The organism is Citrobacter sp. MGH105 (genome assembly GCF_001037485.2).
Lineage (GTDB): Bacteria > Pseudomonadota > Gammaproteobacteria > Enterobacterales > Enterobacteriaceae > Citrobacter > Citrobacter portucalensis.
Genome location: NZ_CP073048.1, coordinates 3,900,907 through 3,925,715, shown reverse-complemented (window position 1 = coordinate 3,925,715; position 24,809 = coordinate 3,900,907). Strand labels below are relative to the sequence as shown.

The following is a 24,809-nucleotide window of genomic DNA, read 5'->3' as shown; positions in this document are numbered from 1 at the left end:
GTATTGTCCCCCAGGGAAAGGCAAAAATTTACTATTTTCAACACCACATCCACAGGCAGTAAGACTTTATGACCCATCAGTTAAAATCGCGCGATATTATCGCTTTGGGATTTATGACATTTGCACTGTTCGTTGGTGCAGGTAACATCATCTTCCCCCCAATGGTTGGTTTGCAGGCAGGTGAACACGTCTGGACTGCGGCTTTTGGCTTTTTGATTACGGCCGTTGGCCTGCCGGTACTTACCGTTGTTGCGCTGGCGAAAGTCGGCGGTGGTGTGGACCGACTGAGCACGCCTATCGGTAAAGTTGCCGGTCTGTTGCTGGCGACCGTTTGCTATCTGGCCGTTGGGCCGTTATTTGCTACCCCGCGTACCGCGACGGTCTCTTTCGAAGTCGGGATTGCACCGCTGACTGGTGACTCTGCGCTGCCGCTGTTTATCTATAGCGTTATCTATTTCGCGATTGTCATTCTGGTTTCGCTTTATCCGGGCAAACTGCTGGATACGGTGGGCAATTTCCTGGCACCGCTGAAAATTCTGGCACTGGTGGTCCTGTCTGTCGCTGCAATCGTCTGGCCAGCTGGCCCGATCAGTAATGCGATGGAAGCCTATCAAACTGCGGCGTTTTCTAATGGCTTCGTGAACGGGTATCTGACCATGGATACGCTGGGCGCGATGGTGTTTGGTATTGTTATCGTTAACGCCGCTCGCTCGCGTGGTGTTACTGAAGCGCGTCTGCTGACCCGTTACACCGTTTGGGCGGGTTTAATGGCGGGTGTGGGCTTAACGCTGCTGTATCTCGCGCTGTTCCGTCTGGGTTCAGATAGCGCGATTCTGGTCGATCAGTCTGCTAACGGCGCGGCGATTCTGCATGCGTATGTTCAGCACACCTTTGGCGGTGCAGGAAGCTTCCTGCTGGCGGCGCTGATTTTCATCGCCTGTCTGGTCACCGCGGTTGGCCTGACCTGTGCGTGCGCAGAGTTCTTTGCCCAGTACGTTCCACTGTCTTATCGTACGCTGGTATTTATCCTCGGCGGCTTCTCGATGGTGGTTTCCAACCTGGGTCTGAGCCATCTGATTCAGATCTCTATTCCGGTGCTGACGGCTATCTATCCGCCATGTATCGCACTGGTTGTATTAAGCTTTACCCGCTCATGGTGGCATAATTCTTCCCGCGTCATTGCACCTGCGATGTTTATCAGCCTGATTTTTGGTATCCTTGATGGCATTAAAGCTTCTGCAATTGGCGACGTGTTACCGGCCTGGACCCAGCGTTTACCGCTGGCGGAGCAGGGGCTGGCGTGGTTGATGCCAACAGTCGTGATGGTGGTCCTGGCAGTTATCTGGGATCGCGCCGCGGGTCGACAAGTGACCTCCAGCGCACACTAATATCACTGACAATAAGTTTTAACCACGGGGCTATTAACATGGCCCCGTGGTTTTTTTATTGTGTTAACAGGTTAGGAATCGATGGAAAGTAATAACAAGCTAAAGCGTGGGCTGAGCACCCGGCACATCCGCTTTATGGCATTAGGTTCAGCAATTGGTACCGGGTTGTTTTACGGCTCGGCCGACGCTATCAAAATGGCGGGGCCAAGCGTATTGCTGGCCTATATTATCGGCGGTGTCGCGGCGTACATTATTATGCGTGCGCTGGGCGAAATGTCTGTTCATAACCCGGCAGCCAGCTCCTTCTCGCGCTACGCGCAGGAAAACCTCGGACCGCTGGCAGGCTACATTACCGGCTGGACCTACTGTTTTGAAATCCTGATTGTCGCCATTGCCGACGTGACAGCCTTCGGCATATACATGGGCGTCTGGTTCCCGGCGGTACCGCACTGGATTTGGGTACTCAGCGTGGTGCTGATTATCTGCGCCATCAACCTGATGAGCGTGAAGGTATTTGGTGAGCTGGAGTTCTGGTTCTCGTTCTTCAAAGTCGCCACCATTATCATCATGATTGTCGCCGGTTTCGGTATCATCATTTGGGGGATTGGCAATGGTGGGCAACCTACCGGTATCCATAACTTATGGAGCAACGGTGGCTTCTTCAGCAACGGCTGGCTCGGCATGGTGATGTCGCTGCAAATGGTGATGTTTGCCTATGGCGGGATTGAGATTATCGGGATTACCGCAGGCGAAGCCAAAGACCCGGAAAAATCTATTCCGCGCGCCATCAATTCCGTACCAATGCGTATCCTGGTGTTTTATGTGGGGACGCTGTTCGTCATTATGTCTATCTACCCATGGAACCAGGTGGGTACCGACGGTAGCCCGTTCGTTATGACGTTCCAGCATATGGGCATTACCTTTGCTGCCGGGATCCTCAACTTTGTGGTTCTGACTGCGTCGCTGTCGGCTATTAACTCTGACGTCTTCGGTGTGGGGCGTATGCTGCACGGCATGGCGGAGCAGGGCAGTGCCCCGAAAATGTTCGCCAAGACGTCGCGTCGTGGCGTGCCGTGGGTGACGGTAATGGTGATGACTATCGCGCTGCTGTTTGCGGTGTATCTTAACTACATCATGCCGGAAAACGTCTTCCTGGTGATCGCCTCTTTGGCGACCTTCGCCACGGTATGGGTGTGGATTATGATCCTGTTGTCGCAGATTGCTTTCCGTCGTCGTCTGCCGCCGGAAGAGGTCAAAGCGCTGAAATTTAAAGTTCCGGGTGGGGTAACGACGACCGTTGTTGGCCTGATTTTCCTGGTCTTTATCATCGCGCTCATCGGCTATCATCCGGATACCCGTATTTCGCTGTACGTCGGCTTTGCGTGGATTGTCCTGCTGCTGGTCGGATGGGGATTCAAGCGCCGTCGCGAGCGCCAACTGGCTGAAGCACAGTAATATTTTTGCCGGGTAGCTTTGCGTTACCCGGCAATTTTCTCCTCCCCCGAACTCCTCCCCCAATAAACGTTAAGATGATGAGTGATCCTGCACTTCGCTATGGCAAGGTGACATCATTATCATCAAAGGGGATACGTGATGTTGAACGCCTGGCACCTTCCGGTTGCCCCATTTGTTAAGCAAAACAAAGATCAACTGACGATTACATTATGGTTGGCGGGGGAAAATCTACCCCAGCGGGTGACGCTACGCGCAGAAAACGATAACGAAGAGATTTCGCTGGCTATGCACAAGCAGCGCAGCCAGCCGCAGCCGGGCGTGACTGCGTGGCGAGCGGCGATTGATCTCTCCAGCGGGCAGCCTCGTCGACGCTATAGCTTTAAATTACTTTGGCTCGATCGTCAGCTGTGGTTCACCCCACAGGGATTCAGCCGTTTTCCGCCTGCGCGTCTGGAGCAGTTTGCCGTCGATGTGCCGGAGAATGGTCCGCAGTGGGTTGCCGATCAGATTTTCTATCAAATTTTCCCGGACCGTTTTGCCCGCAGCCAGTCGCGTGAAGCGGGACAGGATAATGTCTATTACCACCACGCCGCCGGACACGACATCGTGCGGCGCGAATGGGACGAACCGCTTACGGCTCAGGCCGGTGGCTCTACGTTTTATGGCGGCGATTTGGACGGCATCAGCGAAAAGCTACCGTACCTGAAAACGTTAGGGGTCACGGCGCTGTACCTGAATCCTGTTTTTACCGCCCCGAGCGTGCATAAATACGATACCGAAGATTACCGTCATGTTGATCCGCAATTTGGCGGCGACAGGGCACTACTGCGTCTGCGGCACAACACCCAACAGCAGGGCATGCGTCTGATTCTCGACGGCGTCTTTAACCATAGCGGCGATTCGCACGCCTGGTTTGACCGACATAATCGGGGAACAGACGGGGCGTGCCATAACCCAGAATCCCCCTGGCGCGATTGGTATCATTTTTCAGCCGACGGCGTTGCGCTCGACTGGCTGGGATATTCCAGCTTACCTAAGCTGGACTTTTCCTCGGAAAGCCTGGTGAATGAAATTTATCGTGGTGGAGACAGTATCGTCCGCCACTGGCTGAAAGCGCCGTGGAGTATGGACGGCTGGCGTCTTGATGTGGTGCACATGCTGGGAGAGGCCGGAGGCGCACGTAACAACCTACAACATGTGGCCGGAATTACGCAGGCGGCAAAAGAAACCCAGCCAGAGGCGTATGTGGTGGGTGAGCATTTTGGCGATGCGCGCCAGTGGTTGCAGGCTGATGCAGAAGATGCCGCCATGAACTATCGCGGCTTTACCTTCCCCCTCTGGGGATTCCTCGCCAATACCGATATCTCATACGACCCGCAATCCATTGATGCCCAGACCTGTATGGCGTGGATGGATAACTACCGCGCGGGGTTGTCGCATCAGCAACAGCTGCGGATGTTTAATCAGCTCGACAGCCATGATACCGCCCGCTTTAAATCTCTGCTCGGTAAAGACGTCGCACGGTTACCGCTAGCGGTGGTATGGCTGTTTACCTGGCCTGGCGTGCCCTGTATTTACTACGGTGACGAAGTGGGGCTGGACGGGAACAACGATCCGTTTTGTCGCAAACCGTTCCCGTGGCAGCCTGAAAAACAGGACGCTGCTCTGCTGGCGTTGTATCAGCGGTTGGCAAAATTACGCCACCAGAATCAGGCGCTGCGCCACGGTGGTTGCCAGGTGATTTACGCCGAGGATAACGTGGTAGTGTTTGTTCGCGTGCTAAACCGACAGCGCGTACTGGTGGCGATTAACCGTGGCCACGCTTGTGAAGTGGTCCTGCCTGCCTCGCCATTACTGAGCGTGAGTCAATGGCAGCACAAAGAGGGCAACGGCATGCTTGCCGACGATATCCTGACGTTGCCGGCGATTTCCGCCTCAGTATGGATAGGTCATTGATATAAGCGCGCAATTTCCGGGCTTGCCAGCAGCGTTTCCCGCCACCACCGCTGTGCCAGCCCATCGCGGTTATTGCGCCATGCCATATAAGCCACGTCTTTTTGGCGAAATGAGATAACCGTTTTTTCCACCAGCTCGCCCGTGGTAAGCCACGGGCTGGCAATATGGCGGGGGAGAAATCCGCAGCCCATACCGGCTCGTAGTAGCATCACCTTACTGTGGAAGTCATCGACGCGGATTTGCGCCTGTTCCTCCATCAGATTGGTTTGTAACGGATGGCAGAAGCGGGCGCTGTCGCTGATAACAATCGCCCGATGCAGGCATAACTGTTCGTTGGTCAGGCCGTCTGCTGCTGCTGCCAGCGGATGCTCAGGCGCAACGACAAACACATTGTCCAACGTGCCGAGCATTTTATAGGACCAGGCTGCAGACGTTGGCGGTTCATTAATTGCCCCCAGAATAATATCGGCTCCATTATGGGTCAGCTCCTCCCAGGAGCCCGCCAGCGTATGGTGGGTAAAACTGAGGCGAGTTTGTTTATTCAGCGCATGAAATTCATCGATAATGGGCAACAGCGCGGCGAAAGGGAAGGAGTCGTCCAGCGCAATTGCCAGCTCTTTTTCCCAGCCTGAACTCAGCTGTACCGCCTGCTTTTCGAGATCTTTTGCCGCATTCAGCAGCAAACGCCCTTTTTCCAGCATCATCTGTCCGGTATCGGTAAATTTTGCCCGGTGCCCGGAACGGTCAAGCAGCTCGATATTCAAATCGCTTTCCAGCTTCTGAATCATATAGCTGAGTGCGGCAGGGGTTTTAAACAGCGACTCGGCCGCTGCGGCAAATGAACCCTGTTTGTCGAGTGCGTCGAGAATAAGCAAAACATCCAGATTAATGCGCATAAGCAGAAAATATCCTGAAATTTAAACCCTTCTGTTGTACCGAATGAAGAAAAACAATGCCAGTGAATAAATTAGATGAGTCATGCGCATTTTTTTGATGTTGTTTAGGATATATCGCAACACAAAATTAATAGTTTCACAGGATAGTAAGTTTTCTTTAATAACTCGTTAGAAATTTCCCGCTATACTCAACAAGCTTTCTGATTCAGGATCCTGCTGCTGACGGCAGATACAGACCGTTGCCTTTTAACTTATTGATTAAGAAGGTGTGCTATGTCTATTCGGGAACTGATTGACCCTCAAAACTCTACGCTTATTTTTATTGATCATCAGCCGCAAATGTCATTCGGTGTGGCGAATATTGATCGCCAGACTTTAAAAAATAATACCGTGGCATTAGCGAAAGCCGGGAAAATATTCAATGTTCCGGTGATTTATACTTCTGTAGAAACCAAAAGTTTTAGCGGATATATCTGGCCGGAATTGTTAGCGGTTCATCCTGATGTCAAACCCATTGAACGCACCTCAATGAACTCCTGGGAAGATGCGGCGTTTGTGAAAGCGGTGGAAGCGACCGGGCGTAAAAAACTGATTATCTCCGCGCTGTGGACCGAAGTATGCCTGACTTTTCCGGCGCTAATGGCACTGGAGGCAGGCTATGAAGTTTATGTGGTAACTGATACCTCCGGCGGCACGTCCGTAGATGCTCATGAGCGTTCTATCGACCGCATGGTACAGGCAGGTGCCGTACCCGTAACCTGGCAACAGGTTCTTCTCGAGTACCAGCGCGACTGGTCCCGCAAAGAAACCTACGACGCCGTAATGGATCTGGTACGCGAGCACAGCGGCGCCTACGGTATGGGCGTGGATTATGCCTATACCATGGTGCATGGCGCGCCGGAACGTAAAGCTTAAATACATGTCATCCTTCATGTTGCATCTTTGTTGGCTTCGCTTGCGTACCCTGGTCACTTACTTATGTAAGCTCACGGGGATCCACAACCTTGCCGCCTCGATGCACCATGAATGATTTTGTGTATTGCTTTCTTGGCCTAAGTGGCCTATTTCCTCTCAACAAGGAACCCTTCATGGCGCAGAACAAACATGTGACGTTGGTAATTACTCACACTCTGCTACCTGAGCAGGCGCAGAGGTATGAGCAGTGGCTGGGGAAAATCATGCCTGTAGCGGCTGAATTTCCCGGTCATCTCGGGGCGAACGTGATTCGCCCGGCAGATGGCAACAACCTGTGGAACATCATTATCCGCTTCGACACGCTTGAGCATCTGTATAGCTGGACCCAGTCCGATACGCGCCGCGTGTTGGTCGAAGAGATTGCTCCACTGCTGGCTGAAGGTGACAAAACCGAAATTCGCACCGAAGCAGCATTCTGGTTTACGCCGCCCGCGCCCCATGTACGCCAGCCCAAACGCTGGAAACAGTTTCTGATAACCCTGCTAGTGATATTTCCCAGCACCAATCTGGTGCCGTGGTTGACCGGCATTGTGCTGCCTGCAATGAAGGGCTCGTTACTCCTGCATCTCATCAATGATGCCTTTGTGGTTGCGCTGGTGGTCTGGTTCTGGATGCCCATCGTAACCCGTCTGTTTGCCGGATGGCTGAAAAAAGCCTGACCGGTATCTCAGGAGATTGTTATGTCTCAAACTGCCACACTGATTCTGACTCACGGAAAAATTCATACTCTCGACAGGCAAAGTCCGCAGGTCGAGGCGGTAGCGATCGCCAACGGAAAGATCCTGGCGACCGGTAGCCACGATCGGGTAATGAGCTTTGCCGCCGAAGGGACGCAGGTTGTCGATCTGCAAGGACATACGGTGATTCCGGGCCTGAACGATTCGCACCTGCACCTTATTCGTGGTGGACTGAATTACAACCTGGAATTGCGTTGGGAAGGCGTGCCGTCACTGGCGGACGCGCTACGCATGCTCAAAGACCAGGCTGACAGAACGCCGTCGCCACAATGGGTACGCGTGGTGGGCGGCTGGAGTGAATTCCAGTTTGCCGAACGTCGCATGCCAACCCTCGAAGAACTGAATGAAGCCGCTCCGGATACTCCGGTTTTTGTTCTGCATCTCTACGACCGGGCTTTGCTCAACCGCGCCGCGCTGAAAGTGGTTGGCTATACCAAAGCGACGCCGGATCCGGCGGGCGGTGAGATTGTGCGTGATAGCAACGGCAACCCGACCGGAATGCTGATCGCTAAACCGAACGCGATGATCCTTTACTCGACGCTGGCAAAGGGACCAAAACTGCCGCTGGAAATGCAGGTTAATTCGACCCGCCAGTTTATGCGTGAACTGAACCGTCTGGGACTGACCAGCGCCATCGATGCGGGAGGCGGCTTCCAGAACTACCCGGAAGATTACGAGATCATTGAGCAGTTACACGCCAACAAACAGATGACGGTGCGTATTGCCTACAATCTGTTTACCCAGCGTCCAAAGCAGGAACTGGAAGACTTTGAACGCTGGACCGATATGCTCAAGCCAGGGCAGGGAACCGACTTCTATCGTGCCAACGGGGCAGGGGAAATGCTGGTCTTTTCTGCAGCGGATTTTGAAGACTTCCTTCAGCCACGTCCGGATCTGCCGGAGGGTATGGAAGATGAGCTGGAGCGCGTGGTTCGTCACCTGGTGGAGCATCGCTGGCCGTTCCGCCTGCACGCCACCTACGATGAATCTATCAGCCGAATGTTGGACGTATTTGAGAAAGTTAATCGTGATATCCCGTTCAATGGCCTGCACTGGTTCTTCGATCACGCCGAAACAATTACCGAACGGAACATCGAGCGTGTAAAAGCACTGGGCTGCGGGATTGCGGTCCAGCACCGTATGGCGTTCCAGGGAGAGTATTTTGTCGATCGCTACGGCAAAGACGCGGTTAAACATACGCCGCCGGTGGCGAAAATGCTGGCGGCTGACGTTCCGGTCGGGCTGGGGACTGACGCCACCCGCGTGGCCAGCTACAACCCGTGGACCGCGCTGTACTGGCTGGTTTCGGGCCGTACCGTTGGCGGGATGGCAATGTACGATGATAACAACCGTCTGCCGCGTGATGTGGCGCTGGAACTGTGGACGGCCGGTAGCGCCTGGTTTTCCAGCGAACAGGGTAAGAAAGGGCGCATCGAGAAAGATCAACTGGCCGACCTGGTGGTGCTGTCTAAAGATTACTTCAGCGTGCCGGAAGAAGAGATCAAAGGTATTGAGTCGGTGATGACCGTTGTTGATGGCAAAGTGGTTTACGCCGCCGGGCATTTCACCCCGCTGGCACCACCTGCTATTCCGATTGTGCCGGACTGGTCGCCAGTGGTGAAGGTGCCGGGGCACTATCGCTCAGCGCCACCTGCTGCGGCGAAAATTGGCGCAATGGTGCAGATGCACCAGTGCTGCGGTAGCTGCGGTGTACACGGTCACCAGCATGATATTGCGCGGAAATCGGGGATCCCGGTGTCAGATGACCGAGCTTTCTGGGGCGCGCTTGGCTGTTCCTGCTTCGCGTTTTAATCGCTTATCGGATCTGCTAACAATAAAAAAGGCCCGCATTTGCGGGCCTTTTGTCGATTCATGCCAATTACAGGCTGGAAACGTTCTCGGTCAGGTATTTTGCCACGCCGTCCGGAGACGCGTTCATACCTTCTTTACCTTTTTCCCATTGTGCCGGGCAAACGTCGCCGTGCTCTTCGTGGAACTGCAGCGCGTCAACCATGCGCAGCATTTCGTCGATGTTACGACCCAGCGGCAGATCGTTAACCACCTGGTGGCGAACAACGCCGTTAGCGTCGATCAGGAAAGAACCGCGCAGCGCAACGCCCGCTTCCGGGTGCTCGATGCCGTAGGCTTTCTGGATTTCGCGTTTGATGTCAGCAACCATTGCGTATTTCACTGCACCGATGCCGCCTTTGTCGACAGGGGTGTTACGCCATGCGTTGTGGACAAATTCAGAGTCGAAGGAAACACCAACAACTTCAACGCCGCGCTTCTGGAATTCTTCGTAACGTTTGTCGAATGCGATCAATTCTGACGGGCAAACGAAGGTGAAGTCCATCGGCCAGAAGAACAGAACGGTAGTTTTACCGTTGGTATGCTGTTTGAAGTTGAAGTTTTCAACGATCTCACCGCTACCCAGTACCGCAGCTGCTGTGAAATCCGGAGCCTGACGAGTTACCAGTACCATATAATTCTCCTGCAATGTTAAGGGGTTTTTGGAACGCAACGCGGGCCAGTATAGAGAGTGTTCGTGAATAAGACAAAGAGGCGCTGGCAATCAATGAGACAGGTTTTGTCTATCAATCTTTTGCCGGACGGCGGCTACAGCTTATCCGGCGGGGAATGCGGACTGCGATCAAAGGGTTTTACATCGCGCCTGTTCCATCATTTGCGGATAAAACTGCCAGAATCGTTCTTCTAACGCATCGTAATGCGTATCGAGGTCATACCATGAGTCGCGTAGGGCATCGAGCCGTGGACGGCGGCTGGCCATGCCGTTCAGGACGTTCTGGATAAAATCCATATCCCGATAACGCTCAAGCCATTTCTCTGACCATATATAGTTGTTCAGATTGATAAAGCGCGGCGGCGATTCCGGCAAAATAGTGGTTACCTGGGTACGGGCATAGCGCACAAAGTCCGTCAGCGGGAAGTCAGGGGAGATTTCCGACCAATGACGCGACAGAAAATGATCCCACATAACGTCCAGCGTAATCGGCGCGACACGGCGTGTTTCGCTACGAAACCACTCTTTGGCTTCACGCACCTGCGGTAAGTTATCGGTCATCACGTCGATACGACGATGCATGAAGATGCCTGCTACCACATCAGGCGAGTAGTGCGTTTCCGGATTACCCCGGACAAAATCGGCCAGCAGATTGCCGGAAAGCGAGCTATCGGCAAGATGAGCTAAGTGCAGGTGCGCAAGAAAATTCATATCCACTTCATCCTTCAAACTGCCTCTTTGTTGGCTGCCTTCACTCACCCCTGTCACTTACTTGAGTAAGCTCCCGGGGACTCATTCAGTTGCCGCCTCGATGCATCTTGAATGATTTTGTGTATAGATTATGTCTCTTAACTTGAGGGGTAAAGGTTGCAGGGAGAACGCCCCGGCACTAGACTACCCGCCTCTTATTTTAGTCTGAGTCAGTGTCATGCGCGTTACCGATTTCACCTTTGAACTACCCGAATCCCTGATTGCCCACTATCCGCAAGCTGAGCGCAGTAGCTGTCGCTTGCTGTCTTTGGACGGGCCGACGGGCGCGCTGACGCACGGTACTTTCACCGATTTGCTCGATAAGCTCAACCCTGGAGACTTGCTGGTCTTTAACAACACCCGCGTCATTCCTGCGCGTCTGTTTGGTCGTAAAGCCAGCGGCGGCAAGATTGAAGTGCTGGTCGAGCGTATGCTGGATGACAAACGTATTCTGGCGCATATTCGTGCCTCGAAAGCGCCGAAACCGGGTGCCGAGCTGCTGCTGGGCGACGACGAAAGTATTAAAGCGACGATGGTCGCCCGCCATGACGCGCTGTTTGAAGTTGAGTTTAACGACGAACGCAGCGTGCTGGATATCCTCAACGCCATCGGCCATATGCCGTTGCCGCCGTATATCGACCGTCCGGATGAAGACGCCGACCGCGAGCTGTACCAGACCGTATACAGCGAAAAACCGGGTGCCGTCGCTGCGCCGACCGCGGGTCTGCATTTTGACGATCCGCTGCTGGCTAAACTGCGCGATAAAGGCATTGAAATGGCGTTCGTCACCCTGCACGTTGGAGCGGGTACTTTCCAGCCGGTGCGCGTAGACACCATCGAAGACCACATTATGCATTCTGAATATGCGGAAGTGCCGCAGGATGTGGTGGACGCGGTGCTGGCGGCGAAAGCGCGCGGTAATCGCGTGATAGCCGTGGGAACAACGTCCGTTCGCTCACTGGAAAGTGCGGCGCAGGCGGCCAAAAACGATCTCATCGAGCCGTTCTTCGGCGATACACAGATCTTTATTTATCCAGGCTATAAATATCAGGTGATTGATGCTCTGGTCACCAACTTCCACCTGCCGGAATCGACGCTGATTATGCTGGTTTCCGCATTTGCTGGTTATAAAAACACCATGCACGCCTATCATGAAGCGGTAAAAGCGGAATATCGCTTTTTTAGTTACGGGGATGCCATGTTTATCACGTACAATCCGCAGGCTATTTCTGAGCGACCGTGAGAAGGCTATCTCACTTGCCATTTTGATGTCGGGCAGTGCTCGCCATCCTCACGTACTGCGTGTACGCTCCGGTGGCTGTGCGCTGGTCGCCCCCAAACTGGCTGCGCCGATTGCGCCTTCGCCAGTGGGTTAATATATTTTTACTCCGTGGAGTGATTCCGTGGGGAAAGTTTAATCATCAGACTGTCTCTCTGATGCAGGAGAAAAAATGAAATTTGAACTGGATACCACAGACGGTCGCGCGCGCCGCGGCCGCCTGGTTTTTGATCGTGGCGTAGTAGAAACGCCTGCTTTTATGCCGGTCGGTACTTACGGCACAGTAAAAGGCATGACGCCGGAAGAAGTTGAAGCGACCGGCGCACAGATTATCCTCGGCAATACTTTCCACCTGTGGCTGCGCCCGGGTCAGGAAATCATGAAACTGCACGGCGATCTGCACGATTTCATGCAGTGGAAAGGGCCGATCCTCACCGACTCCGGCGGCTTCCAGGTGTTCAGCCTGGGCGATATCCGTAAGATAACCGAGCAGGGCGTGCATTTCCGTAACCCGATCAACGGCGATCCGATTTTCCTCGATCCCGAGAAGTCGATGGAGATTCAATACGATCTCGGTTCCGATATCGTGATGATCTTCGACGAATGTACACCGTATCCGGCCGACTGGGACTATGCTAAACGCTCAATGGAGATGTCTTTGCGTTGGGCGAAGCGCAGCCGTGACCGTTTTGATAGCCTCGGCAACAAAAATGCGCTTTTTGGCATCATTCAGGGCAGTGTTTACGAAGATTTACGTGATATCTCCGTCAAAGGTCTGGTAGATATCGGCTTTGATGGCTACGCTGTCGGCGGTTTGGCTGTCGGTGAGCCGAAGGAAGATATGCACCGCATTCTGGAACATGTTTGCCCGCAGATTCCGGCAGATAAACCGCGTTACCTGATGGGCGTCGGCAAACCAGAAGATCTGGTTGAAGGCGTGCGTCGCGGTATCGATATGTTTGACTGCGTGATGCCAACGCGAAATGCCCGTAATGGTCATTTGTTTGTGACTGACGGCGTGGTAAAAATTCGTAACGCGAAACATAAAAGCGACACCAGTCCGCTCGATGCTGAGTGTGATTGTTACACCTGTCGCAATTATTCGCGCGCTTACTTGCATCATCTCGACCGTTGCAACGAAATATTGGGCGCGCGACTCAACACGATTCATAACCTTCGCTACTACCAGCGTTTGATGGCGGGTTTACGCAAGGCTATTGAAGAGGGTAAATTAGAGAGCTTCGTGACCGATTTTTACCAACGTCAGGGTAGACCAGTTCCACCTGTGAACGTTGATTAATTTTAATAATGAGGGAATTTGAATGAGCTTTTTTATTTCTGATGCGGTAGCGGCAACAGGTGCTCCGGCGCAGGGCAGCCCGATGTCTCTGATTCTGATGCTGGTGGTGTTTGGTCTGATTTTCTATTTCATGATCCTGCGCCCACAGCAAAAGCGTACCAAAGAACACAAGAACCTGATGAACTCCATTGCGAAAGGCGATGAAGTACTGACTAACGGTGGTCTGGTGGGTCGCGTGACTAAAGTAGCAGAATCTGGCTACATCGCTATCGCGCTGAACGACACCACTGAAGTGGTTATCAAACGTGATTTCGTAGCTGCCGTTCTGCCGAAAGGCACCATGAAGGCGCTGTAATTTATTGTTTTCCCAAAGGGAACTGCCGTGTTAAACCGTTATCCTTTGTGGAAGTATGTCATGCTGATCGTCGTTATTGTCGTCGGTCTGCTCTATGCGCTTCCCAACCTGTATGGTGAGGATCCGGCTGTTCAAATCACTGGCGTGCGCGGTGCCGCCGCCAGTGAGCAAACGCTGATCCAGGTCCAGAAAACGTTACAAGAAGATAAAATCACACCTAAGTCTGTGGCTCTGGAAGAGGGTGCTATTCTCGCGCGCTTCGACTCCACTGATACCCAACTGCGCGCACGTGAAGTATTAATGGGCGTACTGGGCGATCAGTACGTCGTGGCGCTTAACCTTGCTCCGGCAACCCCACGCTGGCTGGCTGCCATTCACGCAGAACCGATGAAACTCGGTCTTGACCTGCGTGGCGGCGTTCACTTCCTGATGGAAGTGGATATGGACACCGCGCTGAGTAAGTTGCAGGAACAAAATATCGATAGCCTGCGCAGCGATCTGCGTGAAAAAGGCATTCCTTATACTACCGTTCGCAAAGAAGATAACTACGGTCTGAGCATCACTTTCCGTGATAGCAGCGCCCGTGATGAAGCTATCTCTTACCTGAGCAAACGTCACCAGGATCTGGTTATTTCCAGCCAGGGCAGCAATGCTCTGCGTGCGGTAATGACCGATGCGCGCCTGAGCGAAGCCCGTGAATACGCAGTACAGCAGAACATCAACATTCTGCGTAATCGTGTTAACCAACTGGGTGTTGCTGAGCCCGTGGTACAACGTCAGGGTGCTGACCGCATTGTGGTCGAACTGCCGGGTATTCAGGATACCGCGCGTGCGAAAGAAATTCTGGGCGCAACCGCGACGCTGGAATTCCGTCTGGTAAATACCAACGTTGACCAGTCTGCTGCGGCATCCGGGCGTGTACCGGGTGACTCGGAAGTGAAACAATCTCGTGAAGGTCAGCCGGTTGTGCTGTACAAGCGCGTGATCCTGACCGGTGACCATATCACCGACTCCACTTCCAGCCAGGACGAATACAATCAGCCGCAGGTTAACATCTCGCTGGATAGCGCAGGTGGTAACATCATGTCCAACTTCACCAAGGACAACATCGGTAAGCCGATGGCGACCCTGTTCGTGGAGTACAAAGACAGCGGTAAGAAAGATGCCAACGGTCGTGCAGTACTGGTGAAACAGGAAGAGGTGATTAACATCGCCAATATCCAGTCTCGCCTGGGTAACAGCTTCCGTATCACCGGTATCAACAACCCGAACGAAGCACGCCAGCTTTCCCTGCTGTTACGTGCCGGTGCGTTGATTGCGCCGATTCAGATTGTTGAAGAACGTACCATCGGCCCAACCCTGGGTATGCAGAACATCAAACAGGGTCTGGAAGCATGTCTGGCCGGTCTGGTGGTGTCTATCCTGTTCATGATCTTCTTCTATAAGAAGTTCGGTCTGATTGCGACCAGTGCACTGATTGCTAACCTGGTGCTGATTGTCGGTATTATGTCGTTGCTGCCGGGGGCTACGCTGAGTATGCCGGGGATTGCGGGGATCGTCTTGACCCTTGCCGTCGCGGTCGATGCGAACGTACTGATCAACGAACGTATCAAAGAAGAGTTGAGTAACGGGCGCTCGGTGCAGCAGGCCATCAATGAAGGTTATGCGGGCGCATTTAGCTCCATCTTTGATGCGAACATTACCACGCTGATCAAGGTCATCATCCTGTACGCAGTTGGCACCGGGGCAATTAAAGGGTTCGCGATTACTACCGGTATTGGTGTGGCGACGTCGATGTTTACCGCGATTGTCGGTACACGTGCCATCGTAAACCTGTTGTATGGCGGCAAGCGCGTCAAAAAGCTGTCAATCTGAGGAGTGCGAAGTGGCACAGGAATATACTGTTGAACAATTGAACCACGGCCGTAAAGTCTGGGACTTTATGCGCTGGGACTACTGGGCTTTCGGCATTTCAGGTTTCCTGCTGATTGCGGCCATCGTGGTGATGGGCGTACGCGGGTTTAACTGGGGTCTCGATTTCACCGGTGGTACGGTTATTGAAATCACGCTGGAAAAACCGGCCGATATGGACGTGATGCGCGATGCGCTGGAGAAAGCGGGCTTCGTTGATCCGCTTCTGCAGAACTTCGGCAGCAGCCACGACATTATGGTACGTATGCCGCCAACTGAAGGTGCAGACGGCGGTCAGGTGCTGGGTAGCAAAGTGTTGAGTGTGATTAACGAATCCACCAACCAAAACGCCGCGGTGAAGCGAATTGAATTCGTGGGTCCGAGCGTGGGTGCAGACCTGGCGCAAACCGGTGCGATGGCGCTGATGGCGGCGTTGATCTCCATCCTGGTGTACGTCGGTTTCCGCTTTGAATGGCGACTGGCGGCAGGGGTAGTTATCGCGCTGGCGCACGACGTGATTATCACACTTGGGATCCTGTCGTTGTTCCATATCGAGATTGACCTGACTATCGTCGCATCACTGATGTCGGTAATCGGTTACTCGCTGAACGACAGTATCGTCGTCTCTGACCGTATTCGTGAAAACTTCCGCAAAATTCGTCGCGGTACGCCTTACGAAATCTTTAACGTGTCATTGACTCAGACGCTGCACCGTACGTTGATTACCTCCGGTACGACGTTGATGGTTATTCTGATGCTGTTCTTGTTCGGTGGTCCGGTACTGGAAGGCTTCTCGCTGACCATGCTTATCGGTGTTTCCATCGGTACTGCTTCTTCTATCTACGTAGCATCGGCGCTGGCGCTGAAGCTGGGTATGAAGCGTGAGCACATGCTGCAGCAGAAGGTCGAGAAAGAAGGGGCGGATCAGCCGTCAATTCTGCCTTAACCCATTAAGAGTGAAGATAGTGGAATCCCGATCGCAAGGTCGGGATTTTTTTTGCCTGTGAATTAGCGACAGGTAATTATCTTTTCCTGTCGCCACACTACTGACAGTATGCTGTCAGTAGCCCTGTCATATAGTCCTCCTGAGATTACCCACACAGGCAGGAGGAAGTATGAGCAATGTAATTAATTGGTTTGAAATCCCCGTGGTACAAATGGATCGCGCCATCGCTTTTTATGAGCCAGTAATGCAGGTTTCTTTGCGCCGGGAGAACATGGACTGCGCTGAGCTCGCCGTATTTCCGCATCAGGATCCCGCTCCCGGCGGGGCGCTGGCTAAATTTGACGGTATTACGCCTTCAGCGCAGGGCGCTATTATTTATCTGCATACGGACGATTTGGCTGCAACGCTTGAACGCGTCGCCACTGCTGGCGGTCAGTGTGTGTTTGGCCCACTCGAACTGGGGCAGGACATTGGTACGATTGCGCTATTTACTGACAGCGAAGGCAATCGTGTTGGTTTACATCAACCCGCGTAATATTTTCAGCACTGAGGATTAAAATGAGCAGACGCGCCGACCGCTTGTTTCAGATTGTGCAAATCCTGCGTGGCAGGCGAGTGACAACGGCGGCGCTGCTGGCAGAGCGTCTTGAGGTTTCTGAACGGACGATTTATCGCGATATCCGCGATCTCTCTTTATCCGGTGTGCCTATTGAAGGCGAAGTGGGCAGCGGATACCGCTTAATGGCCGGGTTTGATCTACCGCCGTTGATGTTAACGCATCACGAATCAGAAGCATTGATGGTAGCGATTCGATTGCTGAAAACATGGGGTGGGGATTCACTCTCACAGGCGTTGGAATCCGCGCAGGAAAAAGTGTTGGCGATATTGCCGCCAGAGAGTCGGCGCAGAGCCGAGCAAACGCGGATTTTCGCGCCAGATTTTGGTAATCAGCCGCATTCACGTAGTGCCTTCGATCTCATACATCGCGCGGTTTCAGCACAGCAGGTGCTGGCGCTGCATTATCGTGATGAGCCCGGGAATCTCTCCTGGCGCGACGTTCAGCCGCTGGGATTATTTTTCTGGGGCGAGCACTGGCTGCTGGTTGGCTGGTGCGAGAAGCGTGACGATTATCGTTGCTTTCGCGTTGATCGATGTCTGAAGATTACGCCACTCGACAGGCATTTTCGCGAATCGGCAGATCGCTCGCTAAGTGACTTTTTGCGTAAAGTACGCTGTGAAGACCAGCCATAAAAAAGCCAGCGGTTAAGCTGGCTTGTCTGCGAAACATTGTCTGGATTAGAAGTTGTAACCTACGACCAGGTAACCACCCCAACCGGTAGATTTCGCGCTGAAGTCGCCTTCGCCCCAGTTCAGGGTATCTCCACCTTTCCACTGGCCGCCGTTATGGAAGTAACGCGCTACGACGGAGTAGTGCCAGTGATCGTAGTTCAGCGCCAGGACGTGGCTGGATGCGATAGAGTTGCTGGTGCGGTTCGGATCATCACCCAAATCTGAGCCCCAGTCGAAGTTGGTGAAGCCGATGTAGGTCAACTGGCCGCCCCAAACCTGGGTGATCGGCACAAAGTATTTAACTTTGAAACGGTAGCCATCCCACTCGTTTTCGTTGGATGCGCCATAGTTCTGCCACTGGTATTTAGCATACACGTTCAGGGACAGACCCATCGGCAGACCGGTATCGATATCGGTACCCAGACCCATGTACCAGGTGCTCTGGCGGCTGGCTTTGTTATCACCCATATCGTAGATGTAGTTGTTGGCGAAATACCATTCTTTGAACGGACCAAAGCTCAGGTCAGCACCGGTCAGTTTGTCGATGGAGAAACGCGGTTCGATTTCCATAAACAGCGGGGAACCGTCAGACCAGATACCTTTATCGTTGCCGTTACCCCAGTCGAAGGTTTTCGGAATATCGATGTAGCCATAGAAGTCAAACCAGTCTTTTTTGGCAAACGCTTCGTATTCCAGATACACGTCGTTGTTCAGTTTCGGGGAGAAACGGGTGTGATAGCTACCCACCACGTTGACACTCTGGTGCCACCAGTCGGACAGATATTGCGGTTTGTCATTTTCTGCTGCGTTGGCAGTAAAAGACGAGGAGAGCGCCAGCACTGCACCGGCTGCAAGTAATGTTTTTTTCATATGTATGCCACTGTTTGAAATCCCTTTCGGGAGTGAAAAATGCGCAATTTGCGTTTCTAAATATTTCGTAATTCTTCGGAGCCTATTATAAAAATCATTGTTCACAAAAATATGTCTTGTTTCACAGTTCTATCATTTACGTAATCGATTGCGTTCACGTTTGCGTACTTTAGGCGGCGAATTGTACTGGCTCCCATGAATGTTGCCAAGTTTTACCAGAAATATCGGTTATGTCAGGGGAGTAACAAAAAGAAGCAGAGTGATGTTGCGGAACGCACAAAACGTTCCGCAAAAAAGTTTATTGGCTAACAGGCTGGACATCGTGGATGCGCACAAATCCTAACTGATCTGGAGTGAGGCCATTTATCTGTAACGGAATGTCTACGTCGCTGGGAGCAAGAATACTCGCCGGAGCGTTGACCAATTGGTTATGAACGTTCACTTCCTGATAGTTGTCCGTGGTGCCCTGAATTTGCCCGTATTCGACGGTGGCGCTAAAGGCGGGTAAAGGCGTGTTGGATTCACCCTGAATTCGTAGCGTCAGGCGCGTACCATCGGCGTTCGGCGCAATGTTCACCAGCGACATGCGTAAGGTGCCAATCTGGCTGTCCAGTCGTGCCGGGGTTTTGGAGCCCGGCAGCAGATAGGCGCCGCTGGTTGATTTTGCATTCAACATATTTTGTTGCGTAATTTTTACCGTTTCCTGATTAAGCTGCGTCATCTCTTTATTCAACGTGCTAACGCTTTGATGCATCTGGCGTACTTCGCTTTGCTGTGCGCAGGCACTAAGACTAAAGAGACTTCCCACCAGGAGAATTCTTAGGTAACGTCTTGTCATTGTGATTACTTCCTTCATTGTCGCGATAGCATAATGGTAGTGTGCACTGAGCACGAAGGCATCGATCCTTTGTCTCAAAAGCGCAGCGCCTTTGTTGTCACGGCAGTTCAGGGTAAAATAGATTCTGTTAACCACTGAGGTACAGGACGCCGTATGCATTGCCCATTCTGTTTCGCCGTAGACACTAAGGTAATTGACTCTCGTCTTGTAGGCGAGGGCTCCTCGGTACGCCGCCGTCGGCAGTGTCTGGTCTGTAACGAACGTTTCACCACTTTTGAAGTGGCTGAACTTGTCATGCCGCGCGTTGTGAAAAGCAACGATGTGCGTGAACCCTTTAATGAAGAAAAGCTGCGCAGCGGCATGCTCAGAGCGCTTGAGAAACGGCCTGTCAGCGCAGATGACGTCGAAATGGCGTTAAACCATATCAAATCACAGCTGCGTGCGACGGGTGAGCGTGAGGTGCCGAGCAAGATGATTGGCAACCTGGTGATGGAGCAGTTGAAAAAGCTCGATAAAGTCGCCTACATCCGCTTTGCCTCTGTCTACCGGAGTTTCGAAGATATCAAAGAATTTGGCGAAGAGATTGCTCGCCTACAGGACTAAGCCATGCAGGATGAATTGTACATGGCGCGCGCGCTAAAGCTTGCTGCGCGCGGACGTTTTACCACTCACCCCAACCCCAACGTGGGCTGCGTGATTGTGAAAGATGGGGAGATCGTCGGTGAAGGATATCATCACCGCGCGGGCGAACCGCATGCCGAAGTTCATGCTCTGCGGATGGCTGGAGAAAAAGCGCAGGGGGCAACTGCCTACGTGACGCTTGAACCCTGTAGTCATCATGGTCGCACGCCGCCGTGTTGCGATGCGCTGATTGCGGCGGGGGTGTCGCGTGTGGTTGCGGCGATGCAGGATCCCAATCCGCAGGTCGCAGGACGTGGGCTCTACCGTTTGCAGCAGGCGGGTATCGACGTCAGCCACGGGCTGATGATGAGCGAAGTTGAGCAATTGAATAAAGGCTTCCTCAAGCGCATGCGTACGGGATTCCCATATCTTCAGCTTAAGCTTGGCGCGTCGCTTGATGGCCGTACAGCGATGGCCAGCGGTGAAAGCCAGTGGATTACCTCGCCACAGGCGCGCCGCGATGTGCAACGCTTGCGCGCACAAAGTCATGCCATTTTAACCAGCAGTGCGACGGTGCTGGCAGACGACCCTCAGCTTACCGTGCGTTGGTCGGAGCTTGGGGAGTCAACTCAGGCGAGTTACCCGCAGGAAGAGCTGCGTCAGCCAATCCGCATTGTTCTTGATAGCCAGAATCAGGTCACACCGGCGCACCGAATTGTGCAACAGCCTGGAGAAACCTGGATTGTCCGGACTGAAGACGACCCTCGTAGCTGGCCGGAGACGGTGCGCAGCCTGAAGGTGCCGGAACATAACGGACATCTGGATCTGGTGGTGCTAATGATGCAACTGGGCAAACAGCAAATTAACAGCATTTGGGTTGAAGCTGGCCCAACGCTCGCCGGGGCATTATTACAGGCCGGTTTGGTCGATGAGCTAATCGTGTATGTTGCGCCTAAACTGTTAGGCAGCGATGCGAGAGGATTATGTGTGCTTCCAGGCCTTGAGAAACTGGCTGACGCACCCCATTTCAAATTCAATGAGATACGCCAGGTGGGCCCGGACGTTTGCCTGCATTTAACGACTGCGTGAGGCTTTCTGATTTAGAGGAAGCAGCGCACAGAATATTATGATAAAATCCGCCCCCCTTACGGGGCCATAAATCGAACCCGAAGGAAGAATATGAACATTATTGAAGCTAACGTTGCTACCCCGGACGCTCGCGTCGCCATCACCATTGCGCGTTTCAACAACTTTATCAATGACAGCCTGCTGGAAGGTGCTATCGACGCCCTGAAACGTATTGGCCAGGTTAAAGATGAAAACATTACCGTTGTTTGGGTTCCAGGTGCATATGAGCTGCCACTGGCCGCTGACGCACTGGCAAAAACCGGTAAATACGACGCGGTGATTGCGCTCGGTACGGTGATCCGTGGCGGTACCGCGCACTTCGAATATGTGGCTGGCGGTGCAAGCAATGGCCTGGCGCATGTCGCTCAGGACAGTGGCATTCCGGTAGCCTTCGGTGTTCTGACCACCGAAAGTATTGAACAAGCCATCGAACGTGCTGGCACTAAAGCCGGTAACAAAGGCGCAGAAGCTGCACTGACTGCGCTTGAAATGATTAATGTATTGAAAGCCATCAAGGCCTGATTTTTGTAAGGGGAAATCCGTGAAACCTGCTGCTCGTCGCCGCGCCCGTGAGTGTGCCGTCCAGGCGCTCTACTCCTGGCAGTTGTCCCAGAACGACATCGCTGATGTTGAATACCAGTTCCTGGCGGAACAGGACGTTAAAGATGTCGACGTTCTGTATTTCCGTGAACTGCTGTCCGGGGTGGCGACTAACAGCGCGTACCTGGATGGATTAATGAAGCCTTACCTGTCTCGTCTGTTGGAAGAGCTGGGTCAGGTAGAAAAAGCCGTACTGCGTATTGCGCTGTTTGAATTGTCTAAACGTAGTGATGTGCCGTACAAAGTGGCCATCAACGAAGCGATTGAACTGGCAAAAACCTTCGGCGCTGAAGATAGCCACAAATTCGTGAACGGCGTACTGGATAAAGCAGCACCTGTGATTCGCCCCAACAAAAAGTAATCCCGAGGCCGGCTGGATGGTGGAACCTGTTTCCGCTGTCCCCGGCTTTTTCTTTTTTTTCTGCTGAGGCATAACGTATGGCATGTGGCGAGTTTTCCCTGATTGCCCGTTATTTTGACCGCGTAAGAACTTCTCGTCTTGATGTCGAAACCGGTATTGGTGACGACTGCGCACTTCTGAACATCCCTGAAAAACAAACGCTGGCGATCAGTACCGATACGCTGGTGGCAGGCAACCACTTCCTCCCCGACATTGATCCGACCGATCTCGCCTGGAAAGCGCTGGCGGTGAATTTGAGCGATCTGGCGGCGATGGGGGCGGATCCTGCGTGGCTGACGCTGGCGCTCACGTTACCTGACGTCGATGAAGCCTGGCTGGAAGCCTTCAGCGATGGCCTGTTTGAACTCCTCAATTACTATGATATGCAGCTGATTGGTGGTGACACCACGCGTGGGCCGCTGTCGATGACGCTGGGTATCCATGGCTACGTCCCCGTTGGGCGGGCCTTAAAACGTTCCGGCGCGAAACCGGGTGACTGGATTTATGTTACCGGCACGCCGGGCGACAGTGCGGCCGGGCTGGCGATTTTGCAGAACCGATTGCAGGTTGCAGATGCAACAGACGCGGACTATCTGCTGCAACGCCATCTGCGTCCCACGCCGCGTATTTTGCAGGGACAAGCCCTGCGCGATCTGGCCAGTGCGGCTATCGATCTCTCCGATGGCCTGATTTCCGATTTGGGACACATCGTTAATGCTAGCGGCTGTGGCGCACGGGTTAACGTTGATGTGCTGCCATACTCCACGGCATTGTCACAGCACGTTGAGCCGGAACAGGCCCTGCGCTGGGCGCTCTCGGGAGGTGAAGATTATGAGTTATGCTTTACCGTACCGGAAATTAATCGTGGTGCGCTGGAAGTGGCGCTGGGAAATCTCGGCGCAGCGTTTACCTGCATTGGGCAGATGAGCGCGGACGTGGAAGGCATTCACTTTACGCGCGATGGAAAACCCGTCACGTTTGACTGGAAAGGATATGACCATTTTGCCGCGCCTTAAAAAAGATGTCGCCAAAAGCCGCCTGAGTATGCGCAATCCGTGGCACCTGTTAGCCACCGGTTTTGGCAGCGGGCTGAGCCCAATTGTTCCAGGCACGATGGGATCGCTGGCGGCGATCCCTTTTTGGTATTTAATGACTTTTCTGCCGTGGCAGCTGTATTCGCTGGTGGTGATGTTATCTATCTGTATCGGCGTTTATCTGTGCCATCAAACGGCGAAAGATATGGGCGTGCACGATCACGGTAGTATTGTCTGGGACGAGTTTGTCGGGATGTGGATTACCCTGATGGCGCTGCCGACCAACGACTGGCAGTGGGTTGCCGCCGGATTTGTGATTTTCCGTATTCTGGATATGTGGAAGCCGTGGCCGATTCGTTGGTTTGATCGCAACGTGCATGGCGGGACGGGGATCATGATCGACGATATTGTGGCCGGGATACTCTCTGCCGGAATTTTGTATTTTATCGGTCATCACTGGCCGGTAGGTATCATTTAACCCTTTTCAGCGGCTATTGTAGGCCCGATAAGCGCCGCGACATCGGGCGATCAGTGCCGGATGCGCTATGCTTATCCGGCCTACAATCTACAACCTCACTTATTTAAATCCCACTACCGGATGCTGTTTGTACGGCGTTTCCAGCTCGGCAATCTGCTCCGGCTTCAACGTTAAATCCACCGCGTTGAGCAACTCATCCAGCTGTTCCTCACGCGAAGAGCCAATAATTGGCGCTGCCACGCCGGGTTTGCTCAGCAGCCAGGCCAGCGCAACCTGTGCCCGCGTTACACCCAACTCCTCACTGACACCGGTCAGTCGTGCGGCGATTTGCGCGTCGTTTCCATCGCTCTCGTTGTACAAATTTTTACCGACTTCATCGGAAACCAGACGTGCGGTTGTTTCTCCCCAGGGACGCGTCAGGCGACCACGCGCCAGCGGACTCCACGGGATCACCGCGACACCTTCCTGATAGCAGAGCGGCAGCATTTCGCGTTCTTCTTCGCGGTAGATCAGGTTGTAGTGATCCTGCATGCTGACGAACTGCGCCCAGCCGTGTTGCTTCTGTAAGGCAAGAGCCTGGGCAAACTGCGAAGCGTGCATGGATGAGGCGCCAATATAGCGAGCTTTACCGGCTTTCACGACGTCGTTTAGAGCCTCCAGCGTTTCTTCGATTGGCGTGTTGTAATCCCAGCGGTGAATTTGCAGGATGTCCACATAGTCCATACCCAGGCGTCTGAGGCTATCGTCGATTGAGCGCAGGATTTGTGCGCGGGATAAACCTTCCGCTAAATCATCCACCTGGTGAAAAACCTTGGTAGCGACCACGACATCTTCGCGGCGGGCGAAATCACGCAGCGCGCGGCCGACAATCTCTTCGCTGCTGCCAGCGGAGTAGCTGTTGGCGGTATCGAAAAAGTTAATGCCACCCTCAAGGGCGTGCTTGATTATTGGGCGGCTGCTTTCTTCAGGTAGCGTCCAGGCGTGATTGCCGCGATTGGGTTCGCCAAATGTCATGCAACCCAGGCAAAGGCGGGAGACCCGTAGGTCGGTTTTTCCTAAGATGTTGTATTTCATCAATCCA

Annotated in this window: 25 protein-coding genes; 19 read left to right on the top strand and 6 right to left on the bottom strand. The window is 53.3% G+C overall.

What is annotated here, in order from left to right; genetic code table 11:
- Positions 1-68 precede the first annotated feature (68 nt).
- The 3 genes from brnQ (at position 69) to malZ (ending at position 4,799) form a co-directional block, all read left to right on the top strand.
- Positions 69-1,388 carry a branched-chain amino acid transporter carrier protein BrnQ gene (brnQ, locus tag SK35_RS18990; RefSeq protein WP_003021501.1) on the top strand — a complete coding sequence of 440 codons (1,320 nt, stop codon included), beginning with the start codon at positions 69-71 and terminating at the stop codon, positions 1,386-1,388.
- 81 nt (positions 1,389-1,469) lie between these two features.
- Positions 1,470-2,843 carry a proline-specific permease ProY gene (gene proY, locus SK35_RS18985; RefSeq protein ID WP_003021504.1) on the top strand — a complete coding sequence of 458 codons (1,374 nt, stop codon included), beginning with the start codon at positions 1,470-1,472 and terminating at the stop codon, positions 2,841-2,843.
- A 138-nt stretch (positions 2,844-2,981) separates the two neighbouring features.
- Complete coding sequence (gene malZ, locus SK35_RS18980; protein WP_048214802.1) at positions 2,982-4,799, top strand: maltodextrin glucosidase; 1,818 nt, start codon at positions 2,982-2,984, stop codon at positions 4,797-4,799.
- On the opposite strand, the gene SK35_RS18975 is transcribed toward malZ, so the two are convergent.
- Complete coding sequence (locus SK35_RS18975) at positions 4,793-5,695, bottom strand: LysR family transcriptional regulator (RefSeq protein ID WP_003830973.1); 903 nt, start codon at positions 5,693-5,695, stop codon at positions 4,793-4,795. The two genes, malZ and SK35_RS18975, sit on opposite strands and share 7 nt — an antisense overlap.
- A 273-nt stretch (positions 5,696-5,968) precedes the next feature.
- Here SK35_RS18975 and SK35_RS18970 point away from each other — a divergent pair, with 273 nt between their 5' ends.
- The 3 genes from SK35_RS18970 (at position 5,969) to SK35_RS18960 (ending at position 9,219) form a co-directional block, all read left to right on the top strand.
- Positions 5,969-6,610, top strand: coding sequence for a hydrolase (locus SK35_RS18970; RefSeq protein ID WP_003021513.1), 642 nt, complete (start codon positions 5,969-5,971; stop codon positions 6,608-6,610).
- Positions 6,611-6,783: 173 nt separating this feature from the next.
- The gene (locus tag SK35_RS18965) at positions 6,784-7,329 is read left to right on the top strand and encodes an antibiotic biosynthesis monooxygenase (protein ID WP_003830975.1); all 546 of its coding nucleotides are present in this window, start codon (positions 6,784-6,786) and stop codon (positions 7,327-7,329) included.
- A gap of 21 nt (positions 7,330-7,350) precedes the next feature.
- Entirely contained in the window at positions 7,351-9,219 is a 1,869-nt protein-coding gene (locus tag SK35_RS18960; RefSeq protein WP_048214801.1) for an amidohydrolase, read from the top strand.
- Positions 9,220-9,286: 67 nt separating this feature from the next.
- Here SK35_RS18960 and SK35_RS18955 read toward each other — a convergent pair whose 3' ends face one another.
- Both SK35_RS18955 and acpH read right to left on the bottom strand, forming a co-directional pair.
- Positions 9,287-9,889, bottom strand: a complete 603-nt coding sequence (locus SK35_RS18955; protein WP_003021524.1) for a peroxiredoxin — start codon at positions 9,887-9,889, stop codon at positions 9,287-9,289.
- A 168-nt stretch (positions 9,890-10,057) separates the two neighbouring features.
- Positions 10,058-10,639 carry an ACP phosphodiesterase gene (gene acpH / locus SK35_RS18950; protein WP_003830978.1) on the bottom strand — a complete coding sequence of 194 codons (582 nt, stop codon included), beginning with the start codon at positions 10,637-10,639 and terminating at the stop codon, positions 10,058-10,060.
- A 217-nt stretch (positions 10,640-10,856) separates the two neighbouring features.
- Here acpH and queA point away from each other — a divergent pair, with 217 nt between their 5' ends.
- From queA to SK35_RS18915, 7 genes are all read left to right on the top strand, one after another.
- Positions 10,857-11,921, top strand: coding sequence for a tRNA preQ1(34) S-adenosylmethionine ribosyltransferase-isomerase QueA (gene queA / locus SK35_RS18945; protein WP_032942525.1), 1,065 nt, complete (start codon positions 10,857-10,859; stop codon positions 11,919-11,921).
- Positions 11,922-12,129: 208 nt separating this feature from the next.
- The gene (gene tgt, locus SK35_RS18940) at positions 12,130-13,257 is read left to right on the top strand and encodes a tRNA guanosine(34) transglycosylase Tgt (protein WP_003021535.1); all 1,128 of its coding nucleotides are present in this window, start codon (positions 12,130-12,132) and stop codon (positions 13,255-13,257) included.
- Between the two features lie 22 nt (positions 13,258-13,279).
- A complete protein-coding gene (yajC, locus tag SK35_RS18935; RefSeq protein ID WP_003021544.1) occupies positions 13,280-13,612 on the top strand; it encodes a preprotein translocase subunit YajC in 333 nt (110 codons plus the stop codon).
- 27 nt (positions 13,613-13,639) lie between these two features.
- Entirely contained in the window at positions 13,640-15,487 is a 1,848-nt protein-coding gene (gene secD / locus SK35_RS18930; RefSeq protein WP_003021547.1) for a protein translocase subunit SecD, read from the top strand.
- Positions 15,488-15,497: 10 nt separating this feature from the next.
- The gene (gene secF / locus SK35_RS18925; RefSeq protein ID WP_003021550.1) at positions 15,498-16,469 is read left to right on the top strand and encodes a protein translocase subunit SecF; all 972 of its coding nucleotides are present in this window, start codon (positions 15,498-15,500) and stop codon (positions 16,467-16,469) included.
- A gap of 169 nt (positions 16,470-16,638) precedes the next feature.
- Positions 16,639-17,004 (top strand): VOC family protein, encoded by a 366-nt coding sequence (locus tag SK35_RS18920; protein WP_032942527.1) that lies wholly within the window; start codon positions 16,639-16,641, stop codon positions 17,002-17,004.
- A 23-nt stretch (positions 17,005-17,027) separates the two neighbouring features.
- A complete protein-coding gene (locus SK35_RS18915) occupies positions 17,028-17,720 on the top strand; it encodes a helix-turn-helix transcriptional regulator (RefSeq protein WP_048214800.1) in 693 nt (230 codons plus the stop codon).
- Between the two features lie 45 nt (positions 17,721-17,765).
- Here SK35_RS18915 and SK35_RS18910 read toward each other — a convergent pair whose 3' ends face one another.
- A complete protein-coding gene (locus SK35_RS18910; protein ID WP_003021561.1) occupies positions 17,766-18,629 on the bottom strand; it encodes a nucleoside-specific channel-forming protein Tsx in 864 nt (287 codons plus the stop codon).
- A 298-nt stretch (positions 18,630-18,927) separates the two neighbouring features.
- Positions 18,928-19,467, bottom strand: coding sequence for a DUF3251 domain-containing protein (locus tag SK35_RS18905; RefSeq protein WP_020996578.1), 540 nt, complete (start codon positions 19,465-19,467; stop codon positions 18,928-18,930).
- A gap of 153 nt (positions 19,468-19,620) precedes the next feature.
- On the opposite strand from SK35_RS18905, the gene nrdR reads away from it, so the two are divergent.
- From nrdR to pgpA, 6 genes are all read left to right on the top strand, one after another.
- Positions 19,621-20,070: a transcriptional regulator NrdR gene (gene nrdR / locus SK35_RS18900; RefSeq protein ID WP_003021571.1), complete on the top strand. Its 450-nt coding sequence runs from the start codon at positions 19,621-19,623 to the stop codon at positions 20,068-20,070.
- Positions 20,071-20,073: 3 nt separating this feature from the next.
- Positions 20,074-21,177, top strand: coding sequence for a bifunctional diaminohydroxyphosphoribosylaminopyrimidine deaminase/5-amino-6-(5-phosphoribosylamino)uracil reductase RibD (ribD, locus tag SK35_RS18895; protein WP_008783929.1), 1,104 nt, complete (start codon positions 20,074-20,076; stop codon positions 21,175-21,177).
- A 90-nt stretch (positions 21,178-21,267) separates the two neighbouring features.
- Complete coding sequence (gene ribH / locus SK35_RS18890) at positions 21,268-21,738, top strand: 6,7-dimethyl-8-ribityllumazine synthase (protein ID WP_003021575.1); 471 nt, start codon at positions 21,268-21,270, stop codon at positions 21,736-21,738.
- Positions 21,739-21,757: 19 nt separating this feature from the next.
- Positions 21,758-22,177 carry a transcription antitermination factor NusB gene (gene nusB, locus SK35_RS18885; protein ID WP_000801129.1) on the top strand — a complete coding sequence of 140 codons (420 nt, stop codon included), beginning with the start codon at positions 21,758-21,760 and terminating at the stop codon, positions 22,175-22,177.
- 77 nt (positions 22,178-22,254) lie between these two features.
- A complete protein-coding gene (gene thiL / locus SK35_RS18880) occupies positions 22,255-23,232 on the top strand; it encodes a thiamine-phosphate kinase (protein ID WP_008783930.1) in 978 nt (325 codons plus the stop codon).
- Complete coding sequence (gene pgpA / locus SK35_RS18875; protein WP_003021578.1) at positions 23,210-23,728, top strand: phosphatidylglycerophosphatase A; 519 nt, start codon at positions 23,210-23,212, stop codon at positions 23,726-23,728. The genes thiL and pgpA overlap by 23 nt, the downstream gene beginning before the upstream one ends.
- Positions 23,729-23,827: 99 nt before the next feature.
- On the opposite strand, the gene yajO is transcribed toward pgpA, so the two are convergent.
- Complete coding sequence (gene yajO, locus SK35_RS18870; RefSeq protein WP_048214799.1) at positions 23,828-24,802, bottom strand: 1-deoxyxylulose-5-phosphate synthase YajO; 975 nt, start codon at positions 24,800-24,802, stop codon at positions 23,828-23,830.
- Positions 24,803-24,809: the final 7 nt, after the last annotated feature.